This window comes from Actinomycetospora sp. ABD4_176 (assembly GCF_056311855.1).
Genome location: NZ_CM149974.1, coordinates 4,620,854 through 4,645,172, shown reverse-complemented (window position 1 = coordinate 4,645,172; position 24,319 = coordinate 4,620,854). Strand labels below are relative to the sequence as shown.

The window sequence follows — 24,319 nt, the reverse complement described above, 5'->3', positions numbered from 1 at the left end:
CCTCCCGCCGACGAGGGAGCGCGCCGTGGACGCCGCCGACCTGCACGCCGTGATCTCCGCCGAACGTCTGCGTCTCGCCGACGTGATCGACGCGCTCACCCCCGAGCAGTGGACGCAGCCGACGCTGTGCGCCGGCTGGACGGTGAAGACCCTCGTCGCCCACCTCACGCTGACCTCGCGGATCACCCCGCTCGGGGCCGTGCGCGCGATGGTCGCGGCGCGCTTCGACATAGATCGGATGATCGACCGGACGTCCCGGGCGCGGGCCGCGGAGTACTCGCCGGCGGAGCTCGCGGCCCAGTACCGCGAGTCGGCGACCTGGACCGGCCGGCCGCTCGGCACCAAGCCCCCGGACCCGCTCGTCGACGCCCTCGTGCACGGGCAGGACCTCACGCGGCCCCTGGCCGTCCCGCACCCGATGCCGGCGGAGCACGTGGTCCCGGCGCTCGACCACGCCCTCGGCGCCTCGTTCTACGGCGCCTCGAAGCGCCTCGCCGGCCTGCGGCTGGTGGCGTCGGACGCCGACTGGTCCCACGGCGCGGGCGCCGACGAGGTGCGCGGACCGTCCGGGGACCTGCTGCTCGTCGCCACGGGCCGCCGCACCGGCCTCGACGCCCTCGACGGCCCCGGCATCGACGAGCTCGCGGCGCGCCTCTGACCGGTGTCAGCGAAGTGCCGTTGCTGACGTCCAGTGTCCGTACCGGTACTTCGATCACGGACGCTCGCGGCCGACGTCGATCCGACGGCCGAGGACGACGGTGTCCTGACGGACGAAGCCGAGCCGCTGGTAGAAGGCGACGGCGGCGGCGTTGTCGTCGCGCACCATCAGCTGGACCTTCGGCACGGAGGCCGCGAGCCACTGCTCGGCCGCGGTGACCAGTTCCCGGCCCACGCCCTGCCCGCGCCGGTCATCGGCGACCGCGAGGTAGTAGAGCCATCCCCGGTGCCCGTCGTGCCCGACCATCACCGTCCCGACGACCCGCTCGCCGTCCAGCGCCGCCAGCACCGTCGACGACGGCCCGGCGACCGCGCGCCGCAGGCCGGCGTCCGGGTGGACCGCGGCCCGGTGCCCTACCCCGTGATCGCTTTCCTGGTCACGGACACACGAGATCGTCGGCTGAGGGTCTTGCGACCCCGAGGACGCTGGGGCCGTGGAGGGACGACTCATGGGCTTCGTCGGCGTCTCCGACCTCGAGGCCGCCCAGCAGTTCTACGGCGACGTGCTCGGGCTGGAGCTCGCCGACGAGCGGCCGTTCGCGCTCGTCGCCGACGTCGGCGGGACGATGTTGCGGATCACCGAGGTGCCCGTTCCGGCGCCCGCTCCGTACACGGTGCTCGGCTGGCGCGTCGACGACCTCGCGGCCGCCGTCGACGAGCTCGCCGGGCGCGGCGTGGTCTTCACGCGCTACGAGGGCATGGGCCAGGACGAGCGCGGCATCTGGACCGCGCCGGGCGGGACGAGGATCGCGTGGTTCCTCGACCCCGACCGCAACAACCTCTCCCTCGCCGAGATGTAGGGGCGGGCATCGGGAGGACGAGGATCCTGCACGGCGGGCCATCGGTGGACCGGAGATGAGGGTGCCCCGCCGTCGCTGATCAGCGATCGACGAGTTTCGATGTCGCGGGTCTCAGGATGCGAACCCTCGGAGCTTTCGCGACATCGAGGGTGTGCGCTCGCAACGGCCATGTCCCGCGACGGTGTCTGCGATCGTGGCTCTCGCCTGTGAATGGGCCGCGTACGTCCCGCCGGGTTCCTGGTCCCCTGGAGGTCGCCTGGGGTGTGGGGCGGCGAGCGCCCCGCTCATTCCTGCTCGCGTGAGGTCTGACGGCGGGTGCACGCTGAGGCCATGGCCGATCACGTGGTGGCGATGCCGATCCTCCCGGCGCGGGACATGGCCGAGGCCGTCGAGTTCTGGTCCCGCGTCCCGCACCTCACGGTCGACGAGTACGCCGGAGGCGGCTACGCGTTCGTTCGTCACCAGGGCGCCGAGGTGATCCACCTGGGACACTTTCCGGACGTCGATCCGTCGACGAACCGGGCCGGCTGCTACCTGCACGTCGCCGCGGTCGACGAGCTCCGGTGGGAGTTCGCGCGCGCCGGCCTCCCCGCCTCCGAGGTCAGGGACGAACCGTGGGGCATGCGCGAGTTCCGCGTCACCGACCCGAGCGGCAACCTCGTCCGACTGGGCCGCGAGTCCGTCGGCTGAATCGTCCTCCCGGAGATCGCACGCGCCCACGGCGGCGCCGGCGCTCCGGACCGGCGGCGGTCGCCGGGACACAGCGTGCTGCTTGCGCGTCGACGCGAAGCGCATCGGCCAGGAGGACGTCGCCCGGCGACGGATCGAGGACGCGCTCCGCGGGAACGACCCCGAGTGACCGACCACGATCGGCCCGCGGACAGGCCGTGTACTCGCGCGCAGGGCCGGTCACAGCCGACACGGCCCTGATCATGAGTCAGCCCCGTCGTCGCTGGTCAGCGAGGCAACGGGGCTGGTGGTGGCGGGTGAAGGATTCGAACCTTCGAAGCTTTCGCGACGGATTTACAGTCCGCTCCCATTGGCCGCTCGGGCAACCCGCCAGGGTGTGCCATCCCGTGGACAGCGTCAGGAAGACTACAGGCCGGGGCCCGGCCGCCGCGCAGCCGGGGCCCCGTGCCGCACCCGGCCGACACGTCAGGGAGGACGACGATGGCCAACCCCTCGTTCGACGTCGTGAGCAAGGTCGACCGCCAGGAGGTGGACAACGCGCTCAACCAGGCGAGCAAGGAGCTCTCGCAGCGCTTCGACTTCCGCGGCACCGGCGCCGACGTGTCGTGGGCCGGGGAGGAGGCGATCACCATCAGCGCGGAGACCGAGGAGCGCTGCACCGCGGCGATCGACGTCTTCAAGGAGAAGCTGATCAAGCGCGGTATCTCGATGAAGGCGTTCGACGTCGGGGAGCCCTCGCTGTCGGGCAAGACCTACAAGGTCACCGGCTCGCTGGTGCAGGGCATCAGCAAGGACAAGGGCAAGGAGATCTCCAAGGTCATCCGCGACGAGGGCCCCAAGGGCATCCAGGCGCAGATGCAGGACGACCAGCTCCGCGTCACCGGCAAGAAGAAGGACGACCTGCAGGCCGTGATCTCGCTGCTCAAGGAGCGCGACTTCGACATCGCCCTGCAGTTCACGAACTACCGCTGACGCTGCCCCCTGACCTGGGTTTTCACCGGCCGAGCCCTACTCGGGTACGGGCCCGGTGTCGCGAGCGCCCCGCAGAGGTCCCGGCACTCCTGTTCGTCCACCGGTCGAGCAGGCCTGACCGCGCCTATCCGAGGAAGCTGACCCCGTGGCGATGCTGCACGTCGTCGAAGTCGACATCCTCGCGGTCCATGTCCCGGAAGAACTCCTCCACCCCTGCGGGGACGGCGATGATGAGCTTCTCCCCCTGCTCGTCCCCCACCTGATAGGCGTGGGGGACACCCATCGGCAAGTAGACGAAGCTCCCGGGACCCGCATCGAAGGTCTCCTCGCCGCACGTCACCGTGTACGACCCCGCGAACACGTAGAAGCACTCGTCCGCCCCGTGGTGCACGTGCAGCGGCACCACATCACCCGGCGGAGCGGAGCTACGGATCGCCGCGAGCCGCCCGCCAGTCTGCGCGCCGCCGACCACGAGCCGCCCGCCGGTGAACGGCAGCGCTTCCCCCTCCGACGGCCCGACACACGCACCCCGCGCCAACTCGTCCCCCATCCCCGCATCCTGCACGAGACGGGGGCTCGGATCGGTGCGGCGAGGTGCCGTCCCGATGACCTCCTCGAGGGCCGCCGTGAGCAAGAACATCGACACGGTGGAGCGCTACCTCGACGGCTTCCGCGCCTCCGAGCACGAGAAGATCCTCTCCTGCGTGACCCACGACATCCGGTGGACCCTGTTCGGCGGGTACCAGCTGCACGGCAAGGAGGCGTCCGACACGGTCGGACAGTCATCACCATGCGGGTCGTCCGTCTTCATGGAGCGAACCCGCAGGTGCCGCCGGGTCCACCAACTACCGCTGACGCCCCCGGGCCCCGGGCGGCGCGACGCCGTACCGTGCGTGCACCGTCCGCGCGGCCTCCTCGACCGCCCGCGCCACGCTCGCCGCGTCCGGGTCCCAGTCGAGCAGCAGCATCCGGGGCCAGAGGACGTAGTTGGCGATCATGCCGAGGAACTGGGTGGCCACGAGGTCGGCGTCCTCGAACTGCAGGGTGCCGGCGCGCTGCTCGGCGAGCAGGTGGTCGCGCACCGAGTCGAAGAACGGCATCTTGCCCAGGTCGAAGTGCGTGCGCCCGAGCTCGGGGAAGCGCGGGAGCTCGGCGATGACGATGCGGAACAGGTCGGCCATCCCGGAGCGGGTCAGCAGGTCCGCGTACCGGGTGCCGAGCGTCGTCAGGGCGACCAGGGGATCGCCGGGCACGGGAGGGGCCTGCTCGTCCCCGGTCGCCCACGACGTGGTCACCATCGCGCTGAACAGCTCGGCCTTGGTCGGGAACTGCTTGAACAGCGTGGCCCGCGAGACCCCGGCCTCGGCAGCGACCTTCGCCAGCGACGTGCCGTCGTAGCCGAGATCGAGGAAGAGCCGGCGAGCAGCATCCAGGATCGCCGCCCGGTTCCTCAGGGCCAGGTCACGGTGGTAGCGCGCCGCCCCCGACGGTCCTGCCGGCGCCGCCTCGTCCCCGTCCATGACGACCATCATGCCGGAGATCAGTTCACGAGGCGATCCGCTTGACTCACCTCGTCGGCAGTGGTCTTCTCGTTGTGAGGTGAGCGGAGCGACTCACCTCAAGGGAACGAGGAGGCACGATGGGACGGTTCGACGGCCGGACGGTGCTGGTGACCGGAGCCACCGGCGGGATGGGGCAAAGCCACGTGCAGGCGTTCCACCGCGAGGGTGCCGCCGTGGTCGTCGCCGCCCGTGACGAGGCGGCCGGGGCCGCGCTGGCCGACCAGCTCGGTGCGCGGGCGCTGGCGGTCCGGCTCGACGTCACCGACGAGCAGCAGTGGGCGGCCGTGGTCGCGACGGCCGAGCAGCGGTTCGGGCCGATCTCGGTCCTGGTCGCCAACGCCGGCGTGCAGCACCCGCCGACGCTGCTCGAGGACGCCGACCGGAGCCTGTGGGACACCGTCACCGCCGTGAACGTCACGGGCACCGCGCTCGGCATCCGAGCGGTCACACCCTCGATGCGCCGGGCCGGCGGCGGCGTCATCGTCACCGTCGCCTCGACGATGGCCCACGGGGGCACCGCTGCGTTCGGGCCGTACGTCGCCGCGAAGTGGGCGGTGCGCGGACTGACACGGACCGCAGCGCTCGAGCTGGGTCGCGACGACATCCGGGTCGTGTCGCTGACCCCGGGGGTGGTGGCCACACCGTTGATCACCGAGCCACTCGCCGAGGGAGTGCCGGCCATCGCCGAGGCCTTCGACCCCGGGCCCTTCGCCGTCCCGCGGATGGGTGAGCCGGACGAGATCAGCCGCGCCCTGCTGTTCCTCGCCTCCCCCGACGCCGCCTTCGTCACCGGGTCGGAGCTCGTCATCGACGGCGGGCTCCTCCTCGGCCCGGCACTGTCGGCCTGACCGTCCTCGGGCGGAGCGCCACCACCACGCACCACCGCGCAGCGGCCCGCCGAGGGCTCAGGCGTCGACCCGGCGGTGGCGGCCGGGGCGGGCGTGGCGGGCCAGGACCGCGCCGGCGAGCGCGGCGGCGCCCGTGAGGCCGTAGGCCAGGGCATCGGCGCCGCCGGACGGGCTCGAGCCGTCGCCGGCCTCGACTCCCCCGACGGGGTACTGCGGCGCGTCGTCCCCGGCCCGGTCGGCGTCGTGGGCGGGGTCGTGGTCGTCGTCGTGGTCGTCGGAGCCCGACGTCACGGCGGCCGGCTGGGTCTCGACGTCCTCGCCGTAGGCGTACGACTCGCAGGCGACGCCGTCGTCGTCGGCGTCGAGGCGCTCGGGGTCGCTCGGGTCGTCGTCGAGGACGGCCTGGGCCTCGGCCTGTGAGTCGAAGTCGGCGCAGTCGCGGTCCTGGGCCGCGGAGGTCCGGGCCGGGGCGTCGGTGGACGCCCGGTGCGACGAGCCGGCCGAGTGCGAGGAGCCCGACGACCCGGACGAGGTCTCGGTGAGACCCAGCTCCTCGCTCACTGTCCGGGACGGCCCCCGCCGAGGCAGCGTCTCGCAGGCCTCGTTGTCGCCGTCGGCGTCGAGGCGGTGCGGGTCGGACGTGTCCTGGTCGTAGACCGCCTGCGCGTCCTCCTGAGAGGCGAAGTCGGAGCAGTCCTTGTCCGGCCCGGCGGCGAACGCCATCCCCGCACCCGGACCGACGACGCTCACCAGCGTCAGCCCGCCGAGGGCGGCGGCGCGGGCACGGCGGGTGCGGCGGGGGGCGCGGTGAGCGGGCACGGGGGTTCTCCTCGACGGTGACGGGGCGTAGCGCGGTCGCTGCGCTCGGGAGAGGAGTCGCCGGGGGATCTGCGTTCGTTAGGCGGAATCGCGCAGACCACTCGCGCGGAGTCATTCCCGACGTTCGGGGCAACCCGCCGCTCGGCAACGCGTCCTGGAACGTCGACCTCAGGGTGGAACTCGGGGCCATCCCGGAGCCGGGGCCGCGCACGATCGACGACGGTCGTGGTCATGCGCACCAGGACACCGGGCTCCGCGAGGACGTGGGCGCTCGTGGCCGCCGTGCTCGTCTTCCTCCTGCTCGCGGCGGGCTGGGTCGCGACGCGGGTGTCGACACCGCCGCCCGCCGACGGCCCGGTCGAGCTCGTCACGGGTCCCGCGGGCCCGGCCTGCTGGGTGGTCGGGCACGTCGGGCACGGGAGCGTCGAGGCCGGACCGTGCATCGATCCGGCGGAGTTCCGCGGGGACGTCCTGCGTCGAGGGAGCGTCGACCGGACGGCGTGACCGGGGTGCGGTAGGCAGGGTCCGTGACCGATCGCATCGTCGTGGTGGGCGGCGGGTTCGCCGGCGCGGCCGTCGCCCGGCGGCTGGAGAAGCTCGTCCCCGGCGCCGACGTCCGCCTCGTCGCCCCCGACGACTACATGCTCTACCTGCCGCTGCTGCCGCAGGTCGCGGCCGGTCTGCTCCCGGCGCCGGCGACGACGGTGGCGCTGTCGACGTGGCTGCGGCGCACGGTGCTGGTCCCCGGGCGGGCGGTCGGGGTCGACCTCGACGCGCGCCGGGTCCTCGTCGAGAGCATCACGGGCAACCAGGAGGCGCTCCCCTACGACCGCCTCGTGCTCGCCCCGGGCAGCGTCACGCGCGTCGCGGACATCCCGGGGCTGCGCGAGCACGGCCGGGGGTGCAAGACGCTCGCCGAGGCCGCGTTCCTGCGCGACCACGTGCTGGCCCAGCTCGAGATCGCCAACACCTCGACCGACCCCGAGGAGCGGGACCGGCGCTGCCGGTTCGTCGTCGTCGGCGGCGGCTACGCCGGCGTGGAGACCGCGGCGAACCTCCAGCTCATGACCACCGACCTGGCCCGGCGGTTCCCCCGCCTCGACCCGTCGCTCGTGTCGTGGCACGTCGTGCAGCACCACGACGCGCTGATGCCCGGCCTCGGGCGGCGGCTGAGCGAGGACACGCGGCGGGTCCTGGTCTCGCGGGGCGTGCACGTCGACCTGTCCACGGGCCTGACCGCCGCCGACGAGGGGTCGGTGACGCTGTCCGACGGCCGGCGGCTCCCGACCCGGACGCTCATCTGGGCGGCGGGAATCGCGCCCAGCCCGCTGATGGCGCACCTCGGCGCCGAGACCGACCACGGCCGGCTCGTCGTGCGGGCCGACCTGTCGGTGCCCGACCGGCCCGAGGTGCTGGCCCTCGGCGACGCCGCCGCGGTCCCCGACCTCGCCACCGGCGGCGGGGCGGTCTGCCCGCCCACGGCCCAGCACGCCTCGCGCCAGGCGCCCGTCGCCGCGGACAACGTCGCGGCGGGTCTGGCCGGGCGCCCCACGAAGGACTACCGCCACCGCGACCTCGGGATGGTCGTCGACCTCGGCGGCTCCGACGCCGTCGCCAAGCCCTTCGGCGTCGACCTCAGCGGGCTCCCCGGCGCCGCCGTCACCCGCGCCTACCACCTCTGGGCGCTGCGCGCCCCGGCCGCGATGACCCGCGTCGCCGCGAACTGGGCGCTCGGCGCCCTGCACGGCACGAGCGCGGTCCGGCTCGGCTTCCTGCACGGCACCAGCGGCCGGCTCGCCGAGTTCGAGCACACCGACGACTACCTCGACGTCGACGCCACCCGGACGGCGCTCGCGGCGCTGCCCTGACCGGCGCCGGCCTCGAGCGCGTCGAGACCTCGGTCGAGGCGCCGGAGGAGCTCGACGACACGGTCGAGCTGCGACATCACCGGCTCCGCGGCGGCGTAGGGGCGGGCGCTGCGGTCGGCGAGCAGGTCGCGCCGGGCGTCGGCGACCACCCTCTCGACGTCGACACCGAGCGCGCGCAGGACCGCAGCGGCGTCCTCGGCGTCGTCGGCGAGCACGCCGAGCAGCAGGTGCCGCACGCCGAGCACCGGGTCGGCCGCGGCGTCGGCGACCCGGACCGCGGCGTCGAGCGCGGCGACCGCGCCGGGCGTGTGCGGGCGGTGCGCGGCGCGGGGGTCGCCCGCGCCGGTGCGTCGGCGGGCGACCTCGTCGCGGGCCGCGTCGAGGTCGACCGCGGCGAGGACGCGGTCGCCGTGGTCGCCGTGGTCGCGCTCGTCGAGCGCGAGGGCGAGCAGGAGGTGGGCGGTGCCGAGCCGGGCGTCGCCGGCGCGCAGCGCCTCCCGGTCGGCGAGGAGGAGGACGCGGATGACCCGCTCGGTCTGGCGTGCGGTGAGGCTCATCCGTCCACGGTGGTGGGCCGAGCGCCCCGGCACCTCGGGGTCGGTCCCCGGTCCGCGTCGGGGTCTCACCACTCCTTGACGTAGTAGTAGCTCGGCTCGCTCGCCCCGGGCTCGACGTCGAGGTAGCCGTGCGCGGCGTAGAAGCGCCGTGCGTCGGTGTCCTCCCCGTCGACGTTGACCTCGACGATCCGCCCGCCCCGCCCGTCCACCAGGGCCTCGACGGCCTCGAGCAGCGCGTGCCCGATCCGCTGTCCGCGCCGGTCCGGGCGCACGTAGAGCTCGTCGAGCAGCGCCACCGGCGCGTCGAACCAGACGTTGGGCCGGAACGAGACGAGGGCGAGCGCGTCGGCGGGCCCGCCGTGGACCAGGGCGACGAGGTCGTCGCCGGCCAGGTGCTGCTGCAGCCGCGCGGTCAGCACCGCGACGCCGGGGGTCTCCGTGGAGAACTCGGTGTTGAAGTCGTGGAGCAGGCCGGCGACGGCCGCGGCGTCGTCGACGGCGGCCCGCCGGACCTCACCCACCGGAGCCGTACCGGCGGGTGATGACCTCGAGGTGATGGCCCCCGGGGTCGTCGACGTACAGCCCGCGGCCGCCGTCGTGGGTGTTGTACTGCCCGACCCAGCGCTGCTGCGGGTCGGCCCAGTAGGGGATCCCCCGGTACTGGAGCGTCGCCAGCACGACATCGAAGTCGTCCTCGCCGACGAGGAAGGCGACGTGCTGGCCGGGGAAGTCGAACGGCGGGACGGCGTAGTCGATCGTGAAGGTCTCGTCGATGTCGACGGCGATGAACGGCCCGGCCTCGTAGGGCGCGGGCAGGCCGAGGACGTCGGCGAGGAACTGGGCCGACTCGCGGGCGTCGTGCGCGGCGAGGGCGAGGTGGTCGATGCGGACGGGCATGGGGTGGGGCACTCCGGTGCTCCGGCGCCTCCATCCGCCGATCTGGCACCGGCCCGGACGCGACGCTGGTCGAGACCATGGCCCGGCGGTGGCCCGCGGTCAAGCCGCGGGTGTCAGCCCACGAGGCGGGCGAAGACGACGGTGTTGTCCTCGTAGTGCCCGACGGCGGGGTCGAAGTCCCCGCCGCAGGTGATGAGCCGCAGCTCCGGGCCGGCGGTCAGGCCGTAGACCTCGAGGGTGGGGAACCCGTCCTTGGGCACCGTGCGGGAGCGCTCCACGACGAACGTCGACCGCGTGCCGTCGGCGAGCGTCACGACGGCCCGGTCACCGGGTCGCAGCCGGCCCAGGTCGTAGAACACCGAGGGGCCGTCCGCGGCGGAGTCGACGTGCCCGATGATCACCGACGGGCCCCTCCGCCCCGGGGCCGGCGATCCGCGGTACCAGGCGGCCTCGTCGAAACGTGGGCCCGGTGCCGGCACCTCGAGGGTGCCGTCCGGCTCGAGCCCGACCTGGTTCACGGGCGTGGAGACCCTGATCGCCGGGATCTCCAGACCAACGGGCGGCGACTCGGGACGGGACGGGGGCGCGCTCGGGGCGGGGGCCGACGGCGTAAGCCGGGGCGCGACGGCGGCCGTCGCGTCCGGACCGGGCGGCGCGCCCGCACGCGGGGGGCCGTGGTCGGTGGCCAGCCCCATCAGGCCGAGCAGGACACCCACCGCAGCGAGCGCGACGGCGACGGCCGACAGGCCGCGCCGGGTCGCGGGGGTCATCCGTCCTCCCTGGACACGAGGGACGTCCGGCCGCCGTGGGCCGACCCGCTGGTGGGCCGGCCCACGGCGTCCGGCGGGATCAGCGCCGGGTGCTCGCGGTCCGACGGCGAGCCACGAGGCCGAGGCCCGCGGCGGCCGCCAGCGCGAGGGCGCCGGCGGAGACCAGCGCCCCGTCGGCACCGCCCGCGGTCGACCCGCCACCGGTGTCGACACCGCCCTGCGGCGTCGCCGACATCTGCCCCGGCAGGTCGACCACGATCGTCGCGGTGCCGACGGTCAGGCCGCCCTGGATCGCGTCGGTGCCGAACGCCTGGTTCAGCGTGTCGGCCGCGGCGCTCGACAGGCGCACCGTCGTCCCCGTGAGGGTCGCGGTGCCGGCCGCGGCGTCGGTCTGGATGGGCTGCAGGGTGGAGCCGTCGAGGTCGAACAGGACGGCCGACTCCGCGACCGTCTCACCGTTCGCGCTCACCGTCCCCGACAGCGTCGCCGGGTTGCCCGGGTCGATGACGAAGTCGGTGAGCTCGACGCGGGTGTCGCCCTTGGTCAGGCTCAGCCCGCTGCCCTCGTGCTCGATGCGGCCCTGGACGTAGGGGTCGACCGTCCCGGGCTCGTACACGGTGACGTTGCCGCCGGTGATCGGGAACGAGACGCTGCCGTCCTGGAGGGACGCGCCGCCGATGGTGCCCGGCGTGACCTCGAGGGACTCGAGGGCGCCCGTGAAGCCCTCGTCGAGCGCGACCGACGACGACTGCCCGGTCAGCTCGGGGATCTCGGCGATCGGCTCGGCCGCGGTCGCGACCCCTGCGGTGAACCCGCTCAGCGCGAGCGCGGCGACGCCGGACACGACGAGCCCGGCGATCTTCCTGGATGTCCTCATCGGAGGCCTTTCCACACGACGCCGGCCTCGCCGCCGGCATCTCCCACCCCGTTCTCCGCCCGCCGATCGGGGACGGTTCGCCCTTTTCCGAAAAGGCGGGAAATCCGAACCGAGGTGGCTTTCCGTGCGAATACCGCCCCCTCCGGGCCGGGCGGGAGAATTCGTCAGGGAATCGTCCGGCGAAACTCACGCGGACCCCACACCCGGTTCTCCCGACGGCGTCAGCCGCCGCGGCGGGCCATGGCCTCGAGGCGCGCGATCCGGTCGTCCAGCGGCGGGTGCGTGGAGAACATCCGGGAGAGGCCCTCGCCCGCCCGGAACGGGTTGGCGATCATCAGGTGCGACTGGCTGACCAGCTGCGGGTCGGGCGGCAGGGGCGCCACGGCCGTGCCGTACTGCAGCTTGCGCAGCGCCGAGGCCAGGGCCAGCGGGTCGTGGGTGAGCGTCGCGCCGCTGGCGTCGGCCTGGTACTCCCGCGACCGGCTGATCGACATCTGGATGATCGCGGCCGCGAACGGCCCGATGATGGCGACGGCCAGGGTCGCGAGGAGGTTCCGGTTCCCGCCGAAGAGCTGCGCGGCCAGGACCAGGTACGACACGACGCTCGACAGCGCGCCCGCCACCGACGAGATGAGGATGTCGCGGTTGTAGACGTGGGAGAGCTCGTGGCCGAGGACGCCGCGCAGCTCGCGCTCGTCCAGGAGCGTGAGGATGCCCGTCGTCGCACAGACGGCCGCGTTGCGCGGGTTGCGGCCGGTGGCGAACGCGTTCGGCGCCTCGGTGGGGCTGACGTACAGGCGCGGCATCGGCTGGTGGGCATCGGTCGCGAGCTCGCGCACGATCCGGTACATCGCCGGCTGCTCGGCCTCGCCGACGGGGCGGGCGTGCATGGCGCGCAAGGCGATCCGGTCGGAGAAGAAGTACGAGTACCCGTTGACGCCGAGGGCCACGACGAGCGCGACGAGCAGCCCGGTGCGGCCGAACAGCGAGCCGATCACCAGCACGATCGCGCTCATCAGACCGAGCAGCACGGCCGTCTTCAGCCCGTTGCGCACCGGTACCTCCCCTCGGACGGTCTCCCGCCCAGCTCAACGCCGGTGCGCGCCCGCCCGTTCCCGCGCTCAGCCCGCGCCGCGCGCCGCCTCGATCACCTCGCGGGAGGCACCGAGCGCCTCGAGGTCCTCGGGGCGGCCGTGGCGCAGGAAGTGCTCGACCCCGACCTTGAGGAAGAGCGCCCGGGCGGTGCCGACGACCTCCCCGTCGAGGGCACCGAGGCGCGCCTCGCCGGAGACGTAGATCTTGCGACCCTGACGGGCGTCGACCCGCGAGCGCAGCCACACCGTGGCGCCGACGGGCACCGGCCGGCGGAAGTCGGTCTCCAGCCGCGCCGTCACCGCCGACCGCGTGACCTGCGTGTACGCCGTGCCGAGGGCGTCGTCGAACGCCGTCATGAGCATCCCGCCGTGCAGGATCCCCGGCGCCCCCTGGTGCTCGGCGAGGACGTCGAAGCGGCTGATCACCGACACCCCGTCGTCGCCGACCCACGACCGGACGCGCAGGCTTCCGGGCACGTCGCCGCAGCCACGGCAGCCCTCGTAGTGCGACGTGGTGCGCTCGCCCGGGGCGGGCGCCTTGGGGTTGCGCTGCGGCGCCTCGGCGTCCGCCGGCGGCTCGATCGACATCGGCACGCGCCGCACGTTACCGATGCGAACGACTCCCGGGCCGCGAGCCGCGTCACGCCCCGGCATGCTGACCGCCATGGCCGACCCCGATGTCCGCGTGGAGCACACCGACCACGTCGCCCTCCTCACCGTCTCCGACCCGAAGCGGCGCAACGCGATGACCGCGGCGCTCTCGGAGCGCCTGGTCGCGGTGCTGGGAGAGGTCGCGGCCGACGCGTCGGTGCACGCCGTCGTCGTCACCGGTGACGACGACCCCAAGCCCGCCTTCTGCGCCGGCGGCGACCTCGACGAGCTCGCGGCCGCCGGCGAGGCGGGCCCGGACGCGCTCGAGCACATCTACGCCGGGTTCCTGGCGCTGGCGGAGTGCCCGCTGCCGACGTTCGCGGCGGTCGACGGGCCGGCGGTCGGCGCGGGGCTCAACCTGGCGCTCGCCGCGGACGTGCGCATCGCCGGCGAGACCGCCCGGTTCGAGCCCGGCTTCCTGCGCCTCGGCGTGCACCCCGGCGGCGGGATGACGTGGATGGCGCAGCGCCTCATGGGCCCGCAGGTGACGACGGCGATGCTGCTCGGCGGCGAGGGCCTCGACGCGGCGCGCGCCGCGGAGGTGGGGCTGGTGCTGCGGGTGGCGACCGGCGAGGGGTCCGGTGGGCGGTCCGCCGCGGTCACCGAGGCGCTGCGCATGGCCGCGGTCGCGGGGGCGGCGCCGCGCGAGCTGGTCGTCGCCACCAAGGCGAGCCTGCGCGCCACCGGGCGGCTCGACCGGCACCGCGACGCCGTCGCCGTCGAGGTCGGCCCGCAGCTGGAGTCGCTGCGCTCGGAGGGCTTCCGCGACGGGCTCGCGCGCGTGCGGGAGGCCACCGGGAAGAAGTAGCGCTTCCCCCGGACGGGGCAGGGACGGTTCGACCGGCGGACCTTGCACGGTCCAGCGTGTGACCCGCGACCTGCCGCCGGAGATCGCGTGTGCGGTGAGGTTAGCCTGGGTGGTCAGCTCCTACACAGGGACCGACCCACGTCACGTGAAGGGACGGGAAGAGCTCGATGAGCACTGACGCCGCCGTCGGGCCGGCCGGTCGGGAGGTGCGCCAGACCCACCGCGTGGTCATCCGCTTCGCGGGTGACTCGGGTGACGGCATGCAGCTGACCGGCGACCGGTTCACCTCGGAGGCCGCGGCCTTCGGCAACGACCTCGCGACGCTGCCGAACTTCCCCGCCGAGATCCGCGCCCCGGCCGGGACGCTCCCCGGGGTGTCGAGCTTCCAGCTCCACTTCGCGGACTACGACATCCTCACGCCGGGCGACCGCCCCGACGTGCTGGTGGCGATGAACCCGGCGGCGCTCAAGGCGAACCTGGAGGACCTGCCGCACGGCGGGATCCTCATCGTCAACACCGACGAGTTCACCAAGCGGAACCTCGCCAAGGTGGGCTACGAGTCGAACCCGCTCGAGGACGACTCGCTGGAGCCCTACACCGTGCACCAGGTCGCGATGGCGACCCTGACGCGCGGCGCGCTCGAGCCGACCGGGATGAGCAAGAAGGACGCCGAGCGCGCGAAGAACATGTTCGCGCTCGGCCTGCTCTCCTGGATGTACCACCGCGGCACCGAGGGCACCGAGCAGTTCCTGCGCGAGAAGTTCGCGAAGAAGCCCGACCTGGCCGAGGCCAACATCCTCGCCTTCCGGGCGGGCTGGAACTACGGCGAGACCACCGAGAGCTTCGCGGTCACCTACGAGGTCGCGCCCGCGCGCCTCGCCGAGGGCACCTACCGCCAGATCACCGGCAACCTCGCGCTCGCCTACGGCGTGGTCGCCGCCGGGCAGCAGTCGGGGCTGCCGGTGTTCCTCGGTACCTACCCGATCACGCCGGCCTCGGACGTCCTGCACGAGCTCTCCAAGCACAAGGGCATGGGCGTCACGACGTTCCAGGCCGAGGACGAGATCGCGGGCATCGGCGCCGCGCTGGGCGCGTCGTTCGGCGGCGCGCTGGGCGTCACGTCGACGTCGGGCCCGGGCGTGGCGCTGAAGTCGGAGACGATCGGCCTCGCGGTGGCCCTCGAGCTGCCGCTGCTGATCCTCGACGTGCAGCGCGGTGGGCCGTCGACCGGCCTGCCGACCAAGACCGAGCAGGCCGACCTGCTGCAGGCGATGTACGGGCGCAACGGCGAGGCGCCGGTGCCCATCATCGCCCCGCAGTCGCCGGCGGACTGCTTCGACGCCGCGCTCGACGCCGTGCGGATGGCGCTGACCTACCGCACCCCGGTGTTCCTGCTCTCCGACGGCGCGATCGCCAACGGCTCCGAGCCCTGGCGCATCCCCGACGTCGCCGACCTGCCCGACCTGTCGGTCACCTTCGCCACCGAGGCGAACGCGCCCGACGGCTCCGGGGAGTTCTGGCCCTACCTGCGCGACGCCGACACCCTCGCGCGGCCCTGGGCCATCCCGGGCACCGCCGGGCTGGAGCACCGCATCGGCGGCCTCGAGAAGGCCGACGGGCGCGGCACGATCTCCTACGACCCGGACAACCACGACCGCATGGTCCGGCTGCGCCAGGCCAAGATCGACGGCATCGAGGTCCCCGACCTCACCGTCGACGACCCCACCGGGGACGCCGAGGTGCTCGTCATCGGCTGGGGCTCGTCGTACGGGCCGATCGGTGCCGCGTGCCGCCGCGTGCGCGCCGCCGGGCTGTCGGTCGCCCAGGCGCACCTGCGCCACCTCAACCCGCTGCCGCGCAACGTCGGCGACGTGCTGCGCTCGTACCGGCGGGTGGTCGTGCCGGAGATGAACCTCGGCCAGCTGGCGATGCTGCTGCGCGCGAAGTTCCTCGTCGACGCCCACTCCTACACCAAGGTCGCCGGCCTGCCGTTCCAGGCCGAGGAGCTCGCCGGCGTCCTCACCGACGCCGTGAAGGGGGATCTGCCCGCATGACGGCCACGGATTTGCCGACCCCTGGGGTCGGCGGCCTCGACCTCGTCCCGACCACCGACGAGCCGCAGAAGGCCAAGGACTACACCTCCGACCAGGAGGTGCGCTGGTGCCCGGGCTGCGGCGACTACGCCGTGCTCGCGTCGGTGCGCTCGTTCCTGCCGGAGCTGGGCCTGCGGCGCGAGAACATCGTGTTCGTCTCGGGCATCGGCTGCTCGTCGCGCTTCCCGTACTACCTCGACACCTACGGCATGCACTCGATCCACGGGCGCGCGCCGACGATCGCCACCGGCCTCGCGGTCACGCGCCCGGACCTGTCGGTCTGGGTCGTGACCGGCGACGGCGACGCGCTGTCGATCGGGGGCAACCACCTGATCCACGCGCTGCGCCGCAACATGAACATCACGATCCTGCTGTTCAACAACAGGATCTACGGGCTGACCAAGGGCCAGTACTCGCCGACGTCGGAGACCGGGAAGGTCACCAAGTCGACGCCGATGGGCTCGATCGACGCCCCGTTCAACCCGGTGTCGCTGGCGCTCGGCGCCGAGGCGACGTTCGTCGGCCGCGCGCTGGACTCCGACCGCAAGGGCCTCACCGAGGTCCTGCGCCAGGCCGCCGCCCACCGCGGCGCGTCGCTGGTCGAGATCTTCCAGGACTGCCCGATCTTCAACGACGGCTCGTTCGACGTCCTGCGCAAGGGCGACGACGTGGCCGAGCGGCTGATCAAGCTCGTCGACGGCGAGCCCATCACGTTCGGCAACGACGGCGAGTACGGCGTCGTGCGCTCGGCGTCCGGCGGTCTCGAGGTGGCGAAGGTGGGCGGACCCGATGGCGTCGGGCAGGACGCCGTCGTCGTCCACCGCGCCGGCGAGGAGGACCCGACCCAGTCCTTCGCGCTCTCGCGGCTGTCGGACCAGGACCTCACCCACACCGTCACCGGCATCTTCCGCAAGGTCGACCGGCCGACCTACGACGACGGCGCCCGCGCCCAGGTCGCCGCGGCCACCGAGCAGGCGCAGCAGCGGGGCGACGGCCTGCAGGCGCTGCTGTCCGGCCGGGACACCTGGGCGGTCCTGCCGGAGCCCGAGAACGAGCAGTAGCACCGCGCCCGACACCGCGCCCCGCATCGGGGCGCCGGGGTCGGGCGCGGGGCGGGGGTACGCCGCGGCGCTCGCGGCGTACTCGCTGTGGGGGCTCTCGCCGGCGTTCTGGCCGCTGCTCGCGCCCGCCGACGCCGTCGAGTCGGTGGCGCACCGCGTCGCGTGGACGCTCATCGGGATGCTCGGCGTCATCACCGTCGCCCGGCGGTGGGCGGACCTGCGCGGGCTCGCGTGGCGGACGTGGGCGCTGATCCTCGCCGGGTCGGTGCTCATCGCCGTCAACTGGGGCGTCTACATCTGGGCGACGACGAACGGGCACGTCGTCGACGCCGCGCTGGGCTATTACGCGACGCCGCTGGTCTCGGTGCTGCTCGCGGTGCTGGTGCTGCGCGAGCGGTTGCGGCCGGTGCAGTGGGTGGCGATCGGGCTGGCCGTGCTCGCGGTGGCCGTGCTGACGGCCGGTACGGGGCGGCTGCCCTGGATCACGCTCGTGCTCGCGGTGAGCTTCGGGGTCTACGGGCTCGTGAAGAAGCGCGTCCCGCTCGACCCGGTGCCCGGCCTGACCGCCGAGGGCTTCCTGCTCGGCCCGCTCGCGATCGTGTTCATCGTGTGGCTGCAGGCGACCGGGGCCGGCACCTTCACCGGCCACGGCGTCGGGCACGCGCTGCTGCTCGTGGCGGCCGGGCCGGTCACCGCCCTGCCGCTGCTGCTCTTCGCCGCCGGCGCGAAGCGGCTGACGCTGGCCACGCTCGGCGTGCTGCAGTACGTCAACCCGACGCTGCAGTTCCTGTGGGGCGTGTTCGTCGCGGGCGAGCCGATGCCGGTGTCCCGCTGGGTCGGCGTCTCGCTGGTCTGGGCCGCGCTCGTCGTGTTCACCGCCGACGCCCTGCGCGCCCGCCCGGCCCGTATGTGAGCACTTTCCGGGCCTATAGGCCCGGAAAGTGCTCACATAGGGGTCAGCTCGTGCGGGCGACGGTGTAGTCGAGGAGGGCGGCGAGGGCCTGGCGGGCGGGGCCGTCGGGCAGGGTCGCGAGCTCGGCGCGGGCGGCGTCGGCGCGCTCGTCGAGGGCCCGGCGCGCCTCGTCGAGGCCCTGCGAGCCGCGCAGCAGCTCCAGCGCCTCGCCCACCTCGTCGTCCGCCAGCTCGCGGCTGCCGACGCCGAGCTCGCGCAGCCGCGGCACCTCGGGCCCGTCGCCGGCGAGCGCGTAGAGCACCGGCAGCGTCGGCACCCCCTCGCGCAGGTCGGTGCCCGGGGTCTTGCCCGAGGCCCCGGACGGCGAGGCGATGTCGATGATGTCGTCGGAGACCTGGAAGACGGTCCCGATGATCTCCCCGAACCGCCGCATCGCCGTCACGTGCTCGTCGGGCGCGCCCGCGAACATCGCCCCGAAGCGCCCCGAGGTCGCGATCAGCGAGCCGGTCTTCTCGGCCACCACCGCCAGGTAGTGCTCGATGGCGTCCTCGCCGTCGCGGGGCCCGCGCGTCTCGCGCATCTGGCCCGTGACGAGCTCGGCGAACGTCTCGGCGATGATCCGCACCGCGTCCGGCCCGAGCTGCGAGACGAGCCGCGAGGCGTGGGCGAACAGGTAGTCGCCGGTGAGGATCGCGACGGAGTTGTCCCAGCGCGCGTTGGCGCTCTCCGCGCCCCGGCGCATGACGGCCTCGTCCATGACGTCGTCGTGGTACAGCGTCGCCAGGTGCACGAGCTCCACCGACGTCGCCGCCACCACGACGTCCTCCGACGTGCCGCCGGCCAGCTGCGCGGCGAGCAGCGTCAGCAGCGGGCGGAAGCGCTTCCCGCCGGCGTCGATGAGGTGCAGCGACGTCTCGGCGACGAACCGGTAGTCACTGTGCACCTCGCGGTGCAGCAGCTCCTCGACGCGGTCGAGGCCCTCGCTGACCGCGACGGCGAGGTCGGGGTCCGCGATCGGCAGGCCGGCGACCTGGGTCAGGGCGGGGTTGGGTCCGGACACGGGCCTCAGCCCAGGAAGGACAGGCCGTCGGCCCATCCGAGGACGGCGGTCGGCACGACACCGAGCAGCAGGGTCACCACGACCCCCAGTGTGATCGCCACCGTCGTGAACGGGCCAGGCACGCTGACGGTCGGACCGTCCGCGGCGGGCTCCGAGAAGTACATGAGCACGATCAGCCGGAGGTAGAAGAACGCCGCCACCGCGCTGACCACCAGGGCCACGATGACCAGCGGCGTCATGCCGTCGGCCAGGGCCGCGGAGAACACGGCGAACTTGGCGGTGAAGCCGCTGGTCAGCGGGATCCCGGCGAGGGCCAGCATGAGGAACGTCACCGCCGCGGCGACCACCGGCGACCGCCTCCCGAGCCCCGCCCACGCCGAGAGGTGCGTCGCCTCGCCCTCGGGCCCGCGCACCAGCGACACCAGCCCGAAGAGCGCGACCGTCGTGAAGCCGTAGGCGAGCAGGTAGAACAGCGTCGCCGACAGGCCCGCCGGCGTGATCGCCATCGCGCCCAGCAGCAGGAAGCCGGCGTGCGCCACCGACGAGTAGGCGATCATCCGCTTGACGTCGGTCTGCGTGAGGCCGAGCACCGCACCGACCACCATCGACACGATCGCGACGACCCACAGCACCCCGCGCCACTCCCACACCGTGGAGCCGAACGCGACCGTGAACACCCGCAGGATCGCGCCGAACGCGGCGACCTTGGTGCAGGCGGCCATGAAGGCGGTCACCGAGGTCGGCGCACCCTGGTAGACGTCCGGGGTCCACGTGTGGAACGGGCCCACCGAGCCCTTGAACATCAGCCCGACCACCAGCAGCGCGAGCCCGCCGAACAGCAGCGAGTCCGGGCGCAGCGAGCCCGCGGCGGCCAGCGAGATGTCCGAGAGCTTCACCGAGTCCGCGTAGCCGTAGAGCAGCGCGAGCCCGTAGAGGAAGAACGCCGAGGAGAACGCGCCGAGCAGGAAGTACTTGACCGCCGACTCCTGGCTCATCAGGCGCTTGCGCCGGGCCAGCCCGCAGAGCATGTACAGCGGCAGGCTCAGCACCTCGAGCGCCACGAACATCGTCAGCAGGTCGTCGGCGGCGCAGAAGGCGAGCATGCCGCCGAGCGCGAAGAGCACCAGCGGGTAGACCTCGGTGAGGCCCTCGGGGGGCCGGCCGCTCCGCCCGGTCGATCGCTCGCCGGAGCCACCGGCCCGGCCCGCCGACCCCGACGAGCCGCCGCGCGCGCCCACCGTCGCCTTCTCGCGGGCACGCTGCTCGGCCTCGGCCTCCCCCAGGGCGACCGGGTCGGCGAGGAACGCGCCGCCGGGCTCGACCGAGCGGTCGGCGAGCAGCAGCACGCTGGGCACCGCGAGGGCGAGCAGCGTGCCCCACAGGAACAGCGACGGCCCGTCGACCGCGATCGCACCGGCGAGGGTCGACACCGCGGGCGCCCCCGACGTCGCCCGCACGATCACCGCGAGCAGGGCCACGACGACGGCGCCGAGCGTGAGCCCGAGCTGCACCCGCCCGCGCACCCGCAGCGGCAGCAGCGCCTCGAGGAGCACGGCGAGGCAGGCCGCGCCGAAGATGATCAGCAGGGGCGCCAGCGCGCCGTAGTCGACCGTCGGGAACGTCGGCGCCAGGGGACCCGTCATCGGGGCACTCCGTTCGGGCTCACGGGGTCGGCCACGCCGACCTCGCTCAGGGTCGCCGACACCGTCGGGTCGAGGACCTCGAGGACCGGGCCCGGGAAGAAGCCGAGCACGAGGATCAGGGCGACCAGCGGGGCGAGCACCGCCACCTCGCCGCGGGTCAGGTCGCCGAAGCGGGCCGTGGTGCGGCGCATCCAGGACTCGTCGGCGTCGCTCCCGGTGCCACCGAACGTCGCCGCCGACGCCGCGCCCGGCCCGTCACCGACGACGGCGGCACCGCGCAGCGGACCGGTCATCGTGCGCTGGATGACCCAGAGCATGTAGAGCGCGGCGAACACGATGCCGACGGTGGCGATCACCGAGAACACCGGCTCGCGCGGGAACGCGCCCAGGAGCACGAGGAACTCGCTGACGAACGAGTTCGTGCCCGGCAGCGCGATCGTCGAGAGGCCGGCGACGAGGAACATCCCGGCCAGCAGCGGCGCGACCCGCCCGACGCCCCCGTACTCGGTCATCGCGGCCGTGCCGCCGCGCCGGATGAGCAGCCCGACGACGAGGAAGAGCATCGCGGTCGAGATGCCGTGGTTGACCATGTAGAGCGCCGACCCGGCCAGCGACTGCGACGAGAACGCGAAGATGCCCAGCGCGATGAAGCCGAAGTGGGCGATCGAGGTGTAGGCGACGAAGCGCTTGAGGTCGGTCTGCGCCGCGGCGAGCAGCGACCCGTAGAGCACACCGATCACCGCGAGCGTCAGCACCAGCGGCGCGAGCTCCTGCGACGCCGCCGGGAACAGCGGCAGGGTGTAGCGCAGGAAGCCGAACGTGCCGACCTTGTCCAGCAGACCGAGCAGGATGATGCCGCCCGCGATCGGGGCCTCGGCACCGGCGTCGGGCAGCCAGGTGTGGAACGGCACGAGCGGGGCCTTGATGGCGAACGCCGCGAAGAACCCGAGGAAGAGCCAGATCTGGGTCTCGAGCGGCAGCTGCGCGGCCATCCCCTGCAGCGCGGTCCAGTCGAACGTGCCCTCGCCGAGACGGGTGTCGCTGGCCACGAAGAGCCCGATGACCGACGCGAGCATGATCAGCCCGCCGAGGAACGAGTACAGGAAGAACTTCACGGCCGCGTACTGCCGTCGCGGACCGCCGAAGCGCCCGATGACGAAGTACATCGGGATGAGCATCGCCTCGAACAGCACGTAGAACAGGAAGACGTCGGTCGCGGCGAAGACGCCGACGAGCACGCCCTGGGTCGCCAGCAGCAACGCGGTGAAGCCGGCCCCGGTGCGTCCGGGCGGGAGCTTCTCCGCCCAGGCGAACGCGAGCACGATCGGGATCAGCACGGCCAGCAGCGCGATCATCGTCAGGGCGATGCCGTCGAGGCCGAGGGCGAAGCGTGTCCCGAACGCGGGGATCCAGTCCACCGACAGCGCGAACTGGAAGCGCGGGGTGCCGGGCCCGGTCGCGAACTGCGACCAGACGATCACCACGAGCACCAGCGAGACCGCGGCGAACGCGAGGCCGACGATCCGGCCGGCGCGGTCGAGGTCCTCGCGGGTCGCCATCGCGCCGCACACGGCGGCACCGACCAGCGGGACCAGCAGCAGGGCCAGGAGCAGCGCGCTCATCCGCCGAGACCGCCGACGGTGAGGAGGGCCGCGACGAGCACGACGGAACCTCCGAGGATGGTCAGGGCGTAGGAGCGGACGAAGCCGGTCTGCGTGCGCCGCAGCCGGCCCGACGTGCCGCCGAGCATGGCGGCGGTGCCGTTGACGACCCCGTCGACGCCGCGGTTGTCGAGGTAGACCAGCGCACGGGAGAGCCAGATGCCCGGGCGGGCGATGAGGCCCTCGTTGATCGCGTTGGCGAACAGGTCGGCGCGGGCGGCCCGCACCGGCAGGCTGACCCGCTGGGGTCGCTCGACCGGCACCTCGCGGCGCCCGACGAGCAGGTACGCCGCGCCCGCGCCGACGAGCATCAGCGCGGTGGCGAGGTAGGGCACCAGGCCGACGTAGAACACGGCCGGGACGTCGTAGGGCTCGACGGGGACGCCGAGCGACGGCTCGAGGTAGAGCCCGAGACGCTCGCCGCCGACGAGGAACGCCCCGGCCCCGACCGACCCGATGGCCAGCAGGATCATCGGCACCGTCATCGACGCCGCCGACTCGTGCGGGTGGTAGTGCTCCGGCGGGTCCTCGAGGTCGGCCGGGTCGACGCGGCGCGGGCGCAGGTCACGCCAGCGCTCCGGGCCGAAGAAGGTCATGAGCATCAGACGCGTCATGTAGAACGCCGTCAGCCCGGCCGCGACCAGCGCCGCCCCGCCGAGGATCCAGCCGGCCACCGGCCCCGCGGTCAGCGACGCCTCGATGATCAGGTCCTTGGTGTAGAAGCCGGACAGGAACGGGAAGCCGATCAGGGCGAGGAAACCCGCGGTGAACGTCGCGAACGTCACCGGCATGTGCCGCCACAGGCCCCCGAAGCGGCGCATGTCCGTCTCGTCGGCCATCCCGTGCATCACCGAGCCGGCCCCGAGGAACAGGCCCGCCTTGAAGAAGCCGTGGGTGAGCAGGTGCGCGATCGCCGCGGCGTAGCCGACCGGCCCGAGCCCGACGGCGAGCATCATGTAGCCGATCTGGCTCACCGTGGAGTAGGCCAGCACCTTCTTGATGTCGTCGTAGGCGCAGCCGACGATCGCCCCGATCATGAGGGTGATCGCGCCGATGATGGTGACCACGAGCTGGCCCACCGGCGCCAGGTCGTAGAGCGGGTTCGACCGGGCGATGAGGTAGACGCCGGCGGTGACCATGGTGGCCGCGTGGATGAGCGCCGACACCGGGGTCGGGCCCTCCATGGCGTCGGGGAGCCAGGCCTGCAGCGGGAACTGGCCGGACTTGCCGCAGGCACCGAGCAGCAGGAGCAGCGTGATCGCCGTCAGCGCGCCGGGCGAGATCTCCCCGGCCCGGGCGAACACCTCGGCGTACTGCGTGGTGCCCAGCTCGACGAACAGCAGGAAGATCGCGAGCGCGAGCCCGACGTCACCGACCCGGTTCATGAGGAACGCCTTCTTGGCCGCGCTGCCCGCCGACCGGCGTCCCGTGTAGAAGCCGATGAGCAGGTAGGACGCCAGACCGACGCCCTCCCACCCGAGGTAGAGCGTCACGAACCCGTTGCCGAGGACGAGCACGAGCATCGACGCGACGAACAGGTTGAGCTGCGCGAAGAACGTCCGGCGGTTGGGGTCGTGGGACATGTAGCCCACGGAGTAGATGTGGATCAGCGACCCGACGCCGGTGATGAGCAGCGCGAACGTCAGCGACAGCGGGTCGATGCGCAGGCCGAACTCGACGTCCAGCGACCCGACGGCGATCCACTCGTAGAGCCCGAGCTCGCGCACCCGCTCCTCGGCGGGCAGCGCGAGCGAGCCCGCGAACAGCACGGCGGCGACGACGAAGGACGCGACGACGGTCGCGACGCCGAGGAGGTGGCCCCAGCGGTCGGTGCGGCGCCCGCCGACGAACAGCACCAGCGCGCCGAGCGCGGGCAGCGCGACGAGCAGCCAGGCCGCGCCCGCGACTCCCTCGGCGGGGAGCACCTCGGGGAGCGGGGCGGCGGCGGTCACGAGCGA

26 protein-coding genes and 1 tRNA gene are annotated in these 24,319 nt (G+C 73.5%); 11 read left to right on the top strand and 16 right to left on the bottom strand.

Going from position 1 to position 24,319, the window contains the following annotated elements:
* The first annotated feature begins 25 nt into the window (after positions 1 to 25).
* The gene (locus ACYX4T_RS22485) at positions 26 to 658 is read left to right on the top strand and encodes a maleylpyruvate isomerase family mycothiol-dependent enzyme (RefSeq protein WP_476011470.1); all 633 of its coding nucleotides are present in this window, start codon (positions 26 to 28) and stop codon (positions 656 to 658) included.
* Positions 659 to 712: 54 nt separating this feature from the next.
* On the opposite strand, the gene ACYX4T_RS22480 is transcribed toward ACYX4T_RS22485, so the two are convergent.
* Positions 713 to 1,168 carry a GNAT family acetyltransferase gene (locus ACYX4T_RS22480; RefSeq protein WP_476011469.1) on the bottom strand — a complete coding sequence of 152 codons (456 nt, stop codon included), beginning with the start codon at positions 1,166 to 1,168 and terminating at the stop codon, positions 713 to 715.
* On the opposite strand from ACYX4T_RS22480, the gene ACYX4T_RS22475 reads away from it, so the two are divergent.
* Together ACYX4T_RS22475 and ACYX4T_RS22470 are read left to right on the top strand one after the other, a co-directional pair.
* Entirely contained in the window at positions 1,152 to 1,517 is a 366-nt protein-coding gene (locus ACYX4T_RS22475) for a VOC family protein (protein WP_476011468.1), read from the top strand. The genes ACYX4T_RS22480 and ACYX4T_RS22475 overlap by 17 nt on opposite strands.
* 330 nt (positions 1,518 to 1,847) lie before the next feature.
* Positions 1,848 to 2,207: a bleomycin resistance protein gene (locus ACYX4T_RS22470; protein ID WP_476011467.1), complete on the top strand. Its 360-nt coding sequence runs from the start codon at positions 1,848 to 1,850 to the stop codon at positions 2,205 to 2,207.
* A gap of 287 nt (positions 2,208 to 2,494) precedes the next feature.
* Here the strand turns inward: ACYX4T_RS22470 and ACYX4T_RS22465 are convergent.
* Positions 2,495 to 2,578: transfer RNA gene (locus ACYX4T_RS22465), tRNA-Tyr, on the bottom strand.
* 109 nt (positions 2,579 to 2,687) lie between these two features.
* On the opposite strand from ACYX4T_RS22465, the gene ACYX4T_RS22460 reads away from it, so the two are divergent.
* Positions 2,688 to 3,179, top strand: coding sequence for a YajQ family cyclic di-GMP-binding protein (locus ACYX4T_RS22460; RefSeq protein ID WP_476011466.1), 492 nt, complete (start codon positions 2,688 to 2,690; stop codon positions 3,177 to 3,179).
* Positions 3,180 to 3,303: 124 nt separating this feature from the next.
* On the opposite strand, the gene ACYX4T_RS22455 is transcribed toward ACYX4T_RS22460, so the two are convergent.
* Positions 3,304 to 3,744 (bottom strand): cupin domain-containing protein, encoded by a 441-nt coding sequence (locus ACYX4T_RS22455; protein WP_476011465.1) that lies wholly within the window; start codon positions 3,742 to 3,744, stop codon positions 3,304 to 3,306.
* Positions 3,745 to 4,024: 280 nt separating this feature from the next.
* The gene (locus ACYX4T_RS22450) at positions 4,025 to 4,699 is read right to left on the bottom strand and encodes a TetR/AcrR family transcriptional regulator (protein ID WP_476011464.1); all 675 of its coding nucleotides are present in this window, start codon (positions 4,697 to 4,699) and stop codon (positions 4,025 to 4,027) included.
* A gap of 119 nt (positions 4,700 to 4,818) precedes the next feature.
* Here ACYX4T_RS22450 and ACYX4T_RS22445 point away from each other — a divergent pair, with 119 nt between their 5' ends.
* Entirely contained in the window at positions 4,819 to 5,589 is a 771-nt protein-coding gene (locus ACYX4T_RS22445; RefSeq protein WP_476011463.1) for an SDR family NAD(P)-dependent oxidoreductase, read from the top strand.
* A 57-nt stretch (positions 5,590 to 5,646) separates the two neighbouring features.
* Here the strand turns inward: ACYX4T_RS22445 and ACYX4T_RS22440 are convergent, their stop codons facing one another.
* Positions 5,647 to 6,408 carry an excalibur calcium-binding domain-containing protein gene (locus tag ACYX4T_RS22440; protein WP_476011462.1) on the bottom strand — a complete coding sequence of 254 codons (762 nt, stop codon included), beginning with the start codon at positions 6,406 to 6,408 and terminating at the stop codon, positions 5,647 to 5,649.
* A gap of 231 nt (positions 6,409 to 6,639) precedes the next feature.
* Between ACYX4T_RS22440 and ACYX4T_RS22435 the strand changes: the two genes are divergently transcribed.
* Together ACYX4T_RS22435 and ACYX4T_RS22430 are read left to right on the top strand one after the other, a co-directional pair.
* Positions 6,640 to 6,912, top strand: coding sequence for a hypothetical protein (locus ACYX4T_RS22435; RefSeq protein WP_476011461.1), 273 nt, complete (start codon positions 6,640 to 6,642; stop codon positions 6,910 to 6,912).
* A 23-nt stretch (positions 6,913 to 6,935) separates the two neighbouring features.
* Positions 6,936 to 8,276: an NAD(P)/FAD-dependent oxidoreductase gene (locus ACYX4T_RS22430; protein WP_476011460.1), complete on the top strand. Its 1,341-nt coding sequence runs from the start codon at positions 6,936 to 6,938 to the stop codon at positions 8,274 to 8,276.
* On the opposite strand, the gene ACYX4T_RS22425 is transcribed toward ACYX4T_RS22430, so the two are convergent.
* The 7 genes from ACYX4T_RS22425 to ACYX4T_RS22395 all read right to left on the bottom strand — a co-directional run bounded on the left by ACYX4T_RS22425 (position 8,228) and on the right by ACYX4T_RS22395 (position 13,059).
* A complete protein-coding gene (locus ACYX4T_RS22425; protein ID WP_476011459.1) occupies positions 8,228 to 8,833 on the bottom strand; it encodes a hypothetical protein in 606 nt (201 codons plus the stop codon). The genes ACYX4T_RS22430 and ACYX4T_RS22425 overlap by 49 nt on opposite strands.
* 65 nt (positions 8,834 to 8,898) lie before the next feature.
* Entirely contained in the window at positions 8,899 to 9,354 is a 456-nt protein-coding gene (locus ACYX4T_RS22420; protein ID WP_476011458.1) for a GNAT family N-acetyltransferase, read from the bottom strand.
* A complete protein-coding gene (locus tag ACYX4T_RS22415; RefSeq protein WP_476011457.1) occupies positions 9,347 to 9,730 on the bottom strand; it encodes a VOC family protein in 384 nt (127 codons plus the stop codon). Before ACYX4T_RS22415 ends, ACYX4T_RS22420 begins: the two co-directional genes overlap by 8 nt.
* Before the next feature lie 113 nt (positions 9,731 to 9,843).
* Complete coding sequence (locus ACYX4T_RS22410) at positions 9,844 to 10,500, bottom strand: class F sortase (protein ID WP_476011456.1); 657 nt, start codon at positions 10,498 to 10,500, stop codon at positions 9,844 to 9,846.
* A 79-nt stretch (positions 10,501 to 10,579) separates the two neighbouring features.
* Positions 10,580 to 11,377 carry a hypothetical protein gene (locus tag ACYX4T_RS22405; protein ID WP_476011455.1) on the bottom strand — a complete coding sequence of 266 codons (798 nt, stop codon included), beginning with the start codon at positions 11,375 to 11,377 and terminating at the stop codon, positions 10,580 to 10,582.
* Between the two features lie 221 nt (positions 11,378 to 11,598).
* Entirely contained in the window at positions 11,599 to 12,432 is an 834-nt protein-coding gene (gene htpX / locus ACYX4T_RS22400; protein WP_476011454.1) for a zinc metalloprotease HtpX, read from the bottom strand.
* Between the two features lie 66 nt (positions 12,433 to 12,498).
* Positions 12,499 to 13,059 (bottom strand): PaaI family thioesterase, encoded by a 561-nt coding sequence (locus ACYX4T_RS22395; protein WP_476015348.1) that lies wholly within the window; start codon positions 13,057 to 13,059, stop codon positions 12,499 to 12,501.
* 76 nt (positions 13,060 to 13,135) lie between these two features.
* Here ACYX4T_RS22395 and ACYX4T_RS22390 point away from each other — a divergent pair, with 76 nt between their 5' ends.
* The 4 genes from ACYX4T_RS22390 to rarD all read left to right on the top strand — a co-directional run bounded on the left by ACYX4T_RS22390 (position 13,136) and on the right by rarD (position 17,997).
* Positions 13,136 to 13,930, top strand: coding sequence for an enoyl-CoA hydratase-related protein (locus ACYX4T_RS22390; RefSeq protein ID WP_476011453.1), 795 nt, complete (start codon positions 13,136 to 13,138; stop codon positions 13,928 to 13,930).
* A gap of 167 nt (positions 13,931 to 14,097) precedes the next feature.
* Entirely contained in the window at positions 14,098 to 15,984 is a 1,887-nt protein-coding gene (locus ACYX4T_RS22385; protein WP_476011452.1) for a 2-oxoacid:acceptor oxidoreductase subunit alpha, read from the top strand.
* Positions 15,981 to 17,084: a 2-oxoacid:ferredoxin oxidoreductase subunit beta gene (locus ACYX4T_RS22380; protein WP_476011451.1), complete on the top strand. Its 1,104-nt coding sequence runs from the start codon at positions 15,981 to 15,983 to the stop codon at positions 17,082 to 17,084. Before ACYX4T_RS22385 ends, ACYX4T_RS22380 begins: the two co-directional genes overlap by 4 nt.
* Before the next feature lie 25 nt (positions 17,085 to 17,109).
* Positions 17,110 to 17,997 carry an EamA family transporter RarD gene (rarD, locus tag ACYX4T_RS22375; RefSeq protein ID WP_476015347.1) on the top strand — a complete coding sequence of 296 codons (888 nt, stop codon included), beginning with the start codon at positions 17,110 to 17,112 and terminating at the stop codon, positions 17,995 to 17,997.
* Between the two features lie 43 nt (positions 17,998 to 18,040).
* Here rarD and ACYX4T_RS22370 read toward each other — a convergent pair whose 3' ends face one another.
* Genes ACYX4T_RS22370 through nuoL form a run of 4 tightly spaced genes read right to left on the bottom strand, consistent with a single transcriptional unit; the run spans position 18,041 to position 24,313 of the window.
* Positions 18,041 to 19,093, bottom strand: coding sequence for a polyprenyl synthetase family protein (locus tag ACYX4T_RS22370; protein WP_476011450.1), 1,053 nt, complete (start codon positions 19,091 to 19,093; stop codon positions 18,041 to 18,043).
* Positions 19,063 to 20,700 carry an NADH-quinone oxidoreductase subunit NuoN gene (gene nuoN / locus ACYX4T_RS22365; RefSeq protein WP_476011449.1) on the bottom strand — a complete coding sequence of 546 codons (1,638 nt, stop codon included), beginning with the start codon at positions 20,698 to 20,700 and terminating at the stop codon, positions 19,063 to 19,065. Before nuoN ends, ACYX4T_RS22370 begins: the two co-directional genes overlap by 31 nt.
* Positions 20,697 to 22,322 (bottom strand): NADH-quinone oxidoreductase subunit M, encoded by a 1,626-nt coding sequence (locus ACYX4T_RS22360; protein ID WP_476011448.1) that lies wholly within the window; start codon positions 22,320 to 22,322, stop codon positions 20,697 to 20,699. The genes nuoN and ACYX4T_RS22360 overlap by 4 nt, the downstream gene beginning before the upstream one ends.
* The gene (gene nuoL / locus ACYX4T_RS22355) at positions 22,319 to 24,313 is read right to left on the bottom strand and encodes an NADH-quinone oxidoreductase subunit L (protein ID WP_476015346.1); all 1,995 of its coding nucleotides are present in this window, start codon (positions 24,311 to 24,313) and stop codon (positions 22,319 to 22,321) included. Before nuoL ends, ACYX4T_RS22360 begins: the two co-directional genes overlap by 4 nt.
* Positions 24,314 to 24,319 lie beyond the last annotated feature (6 nt).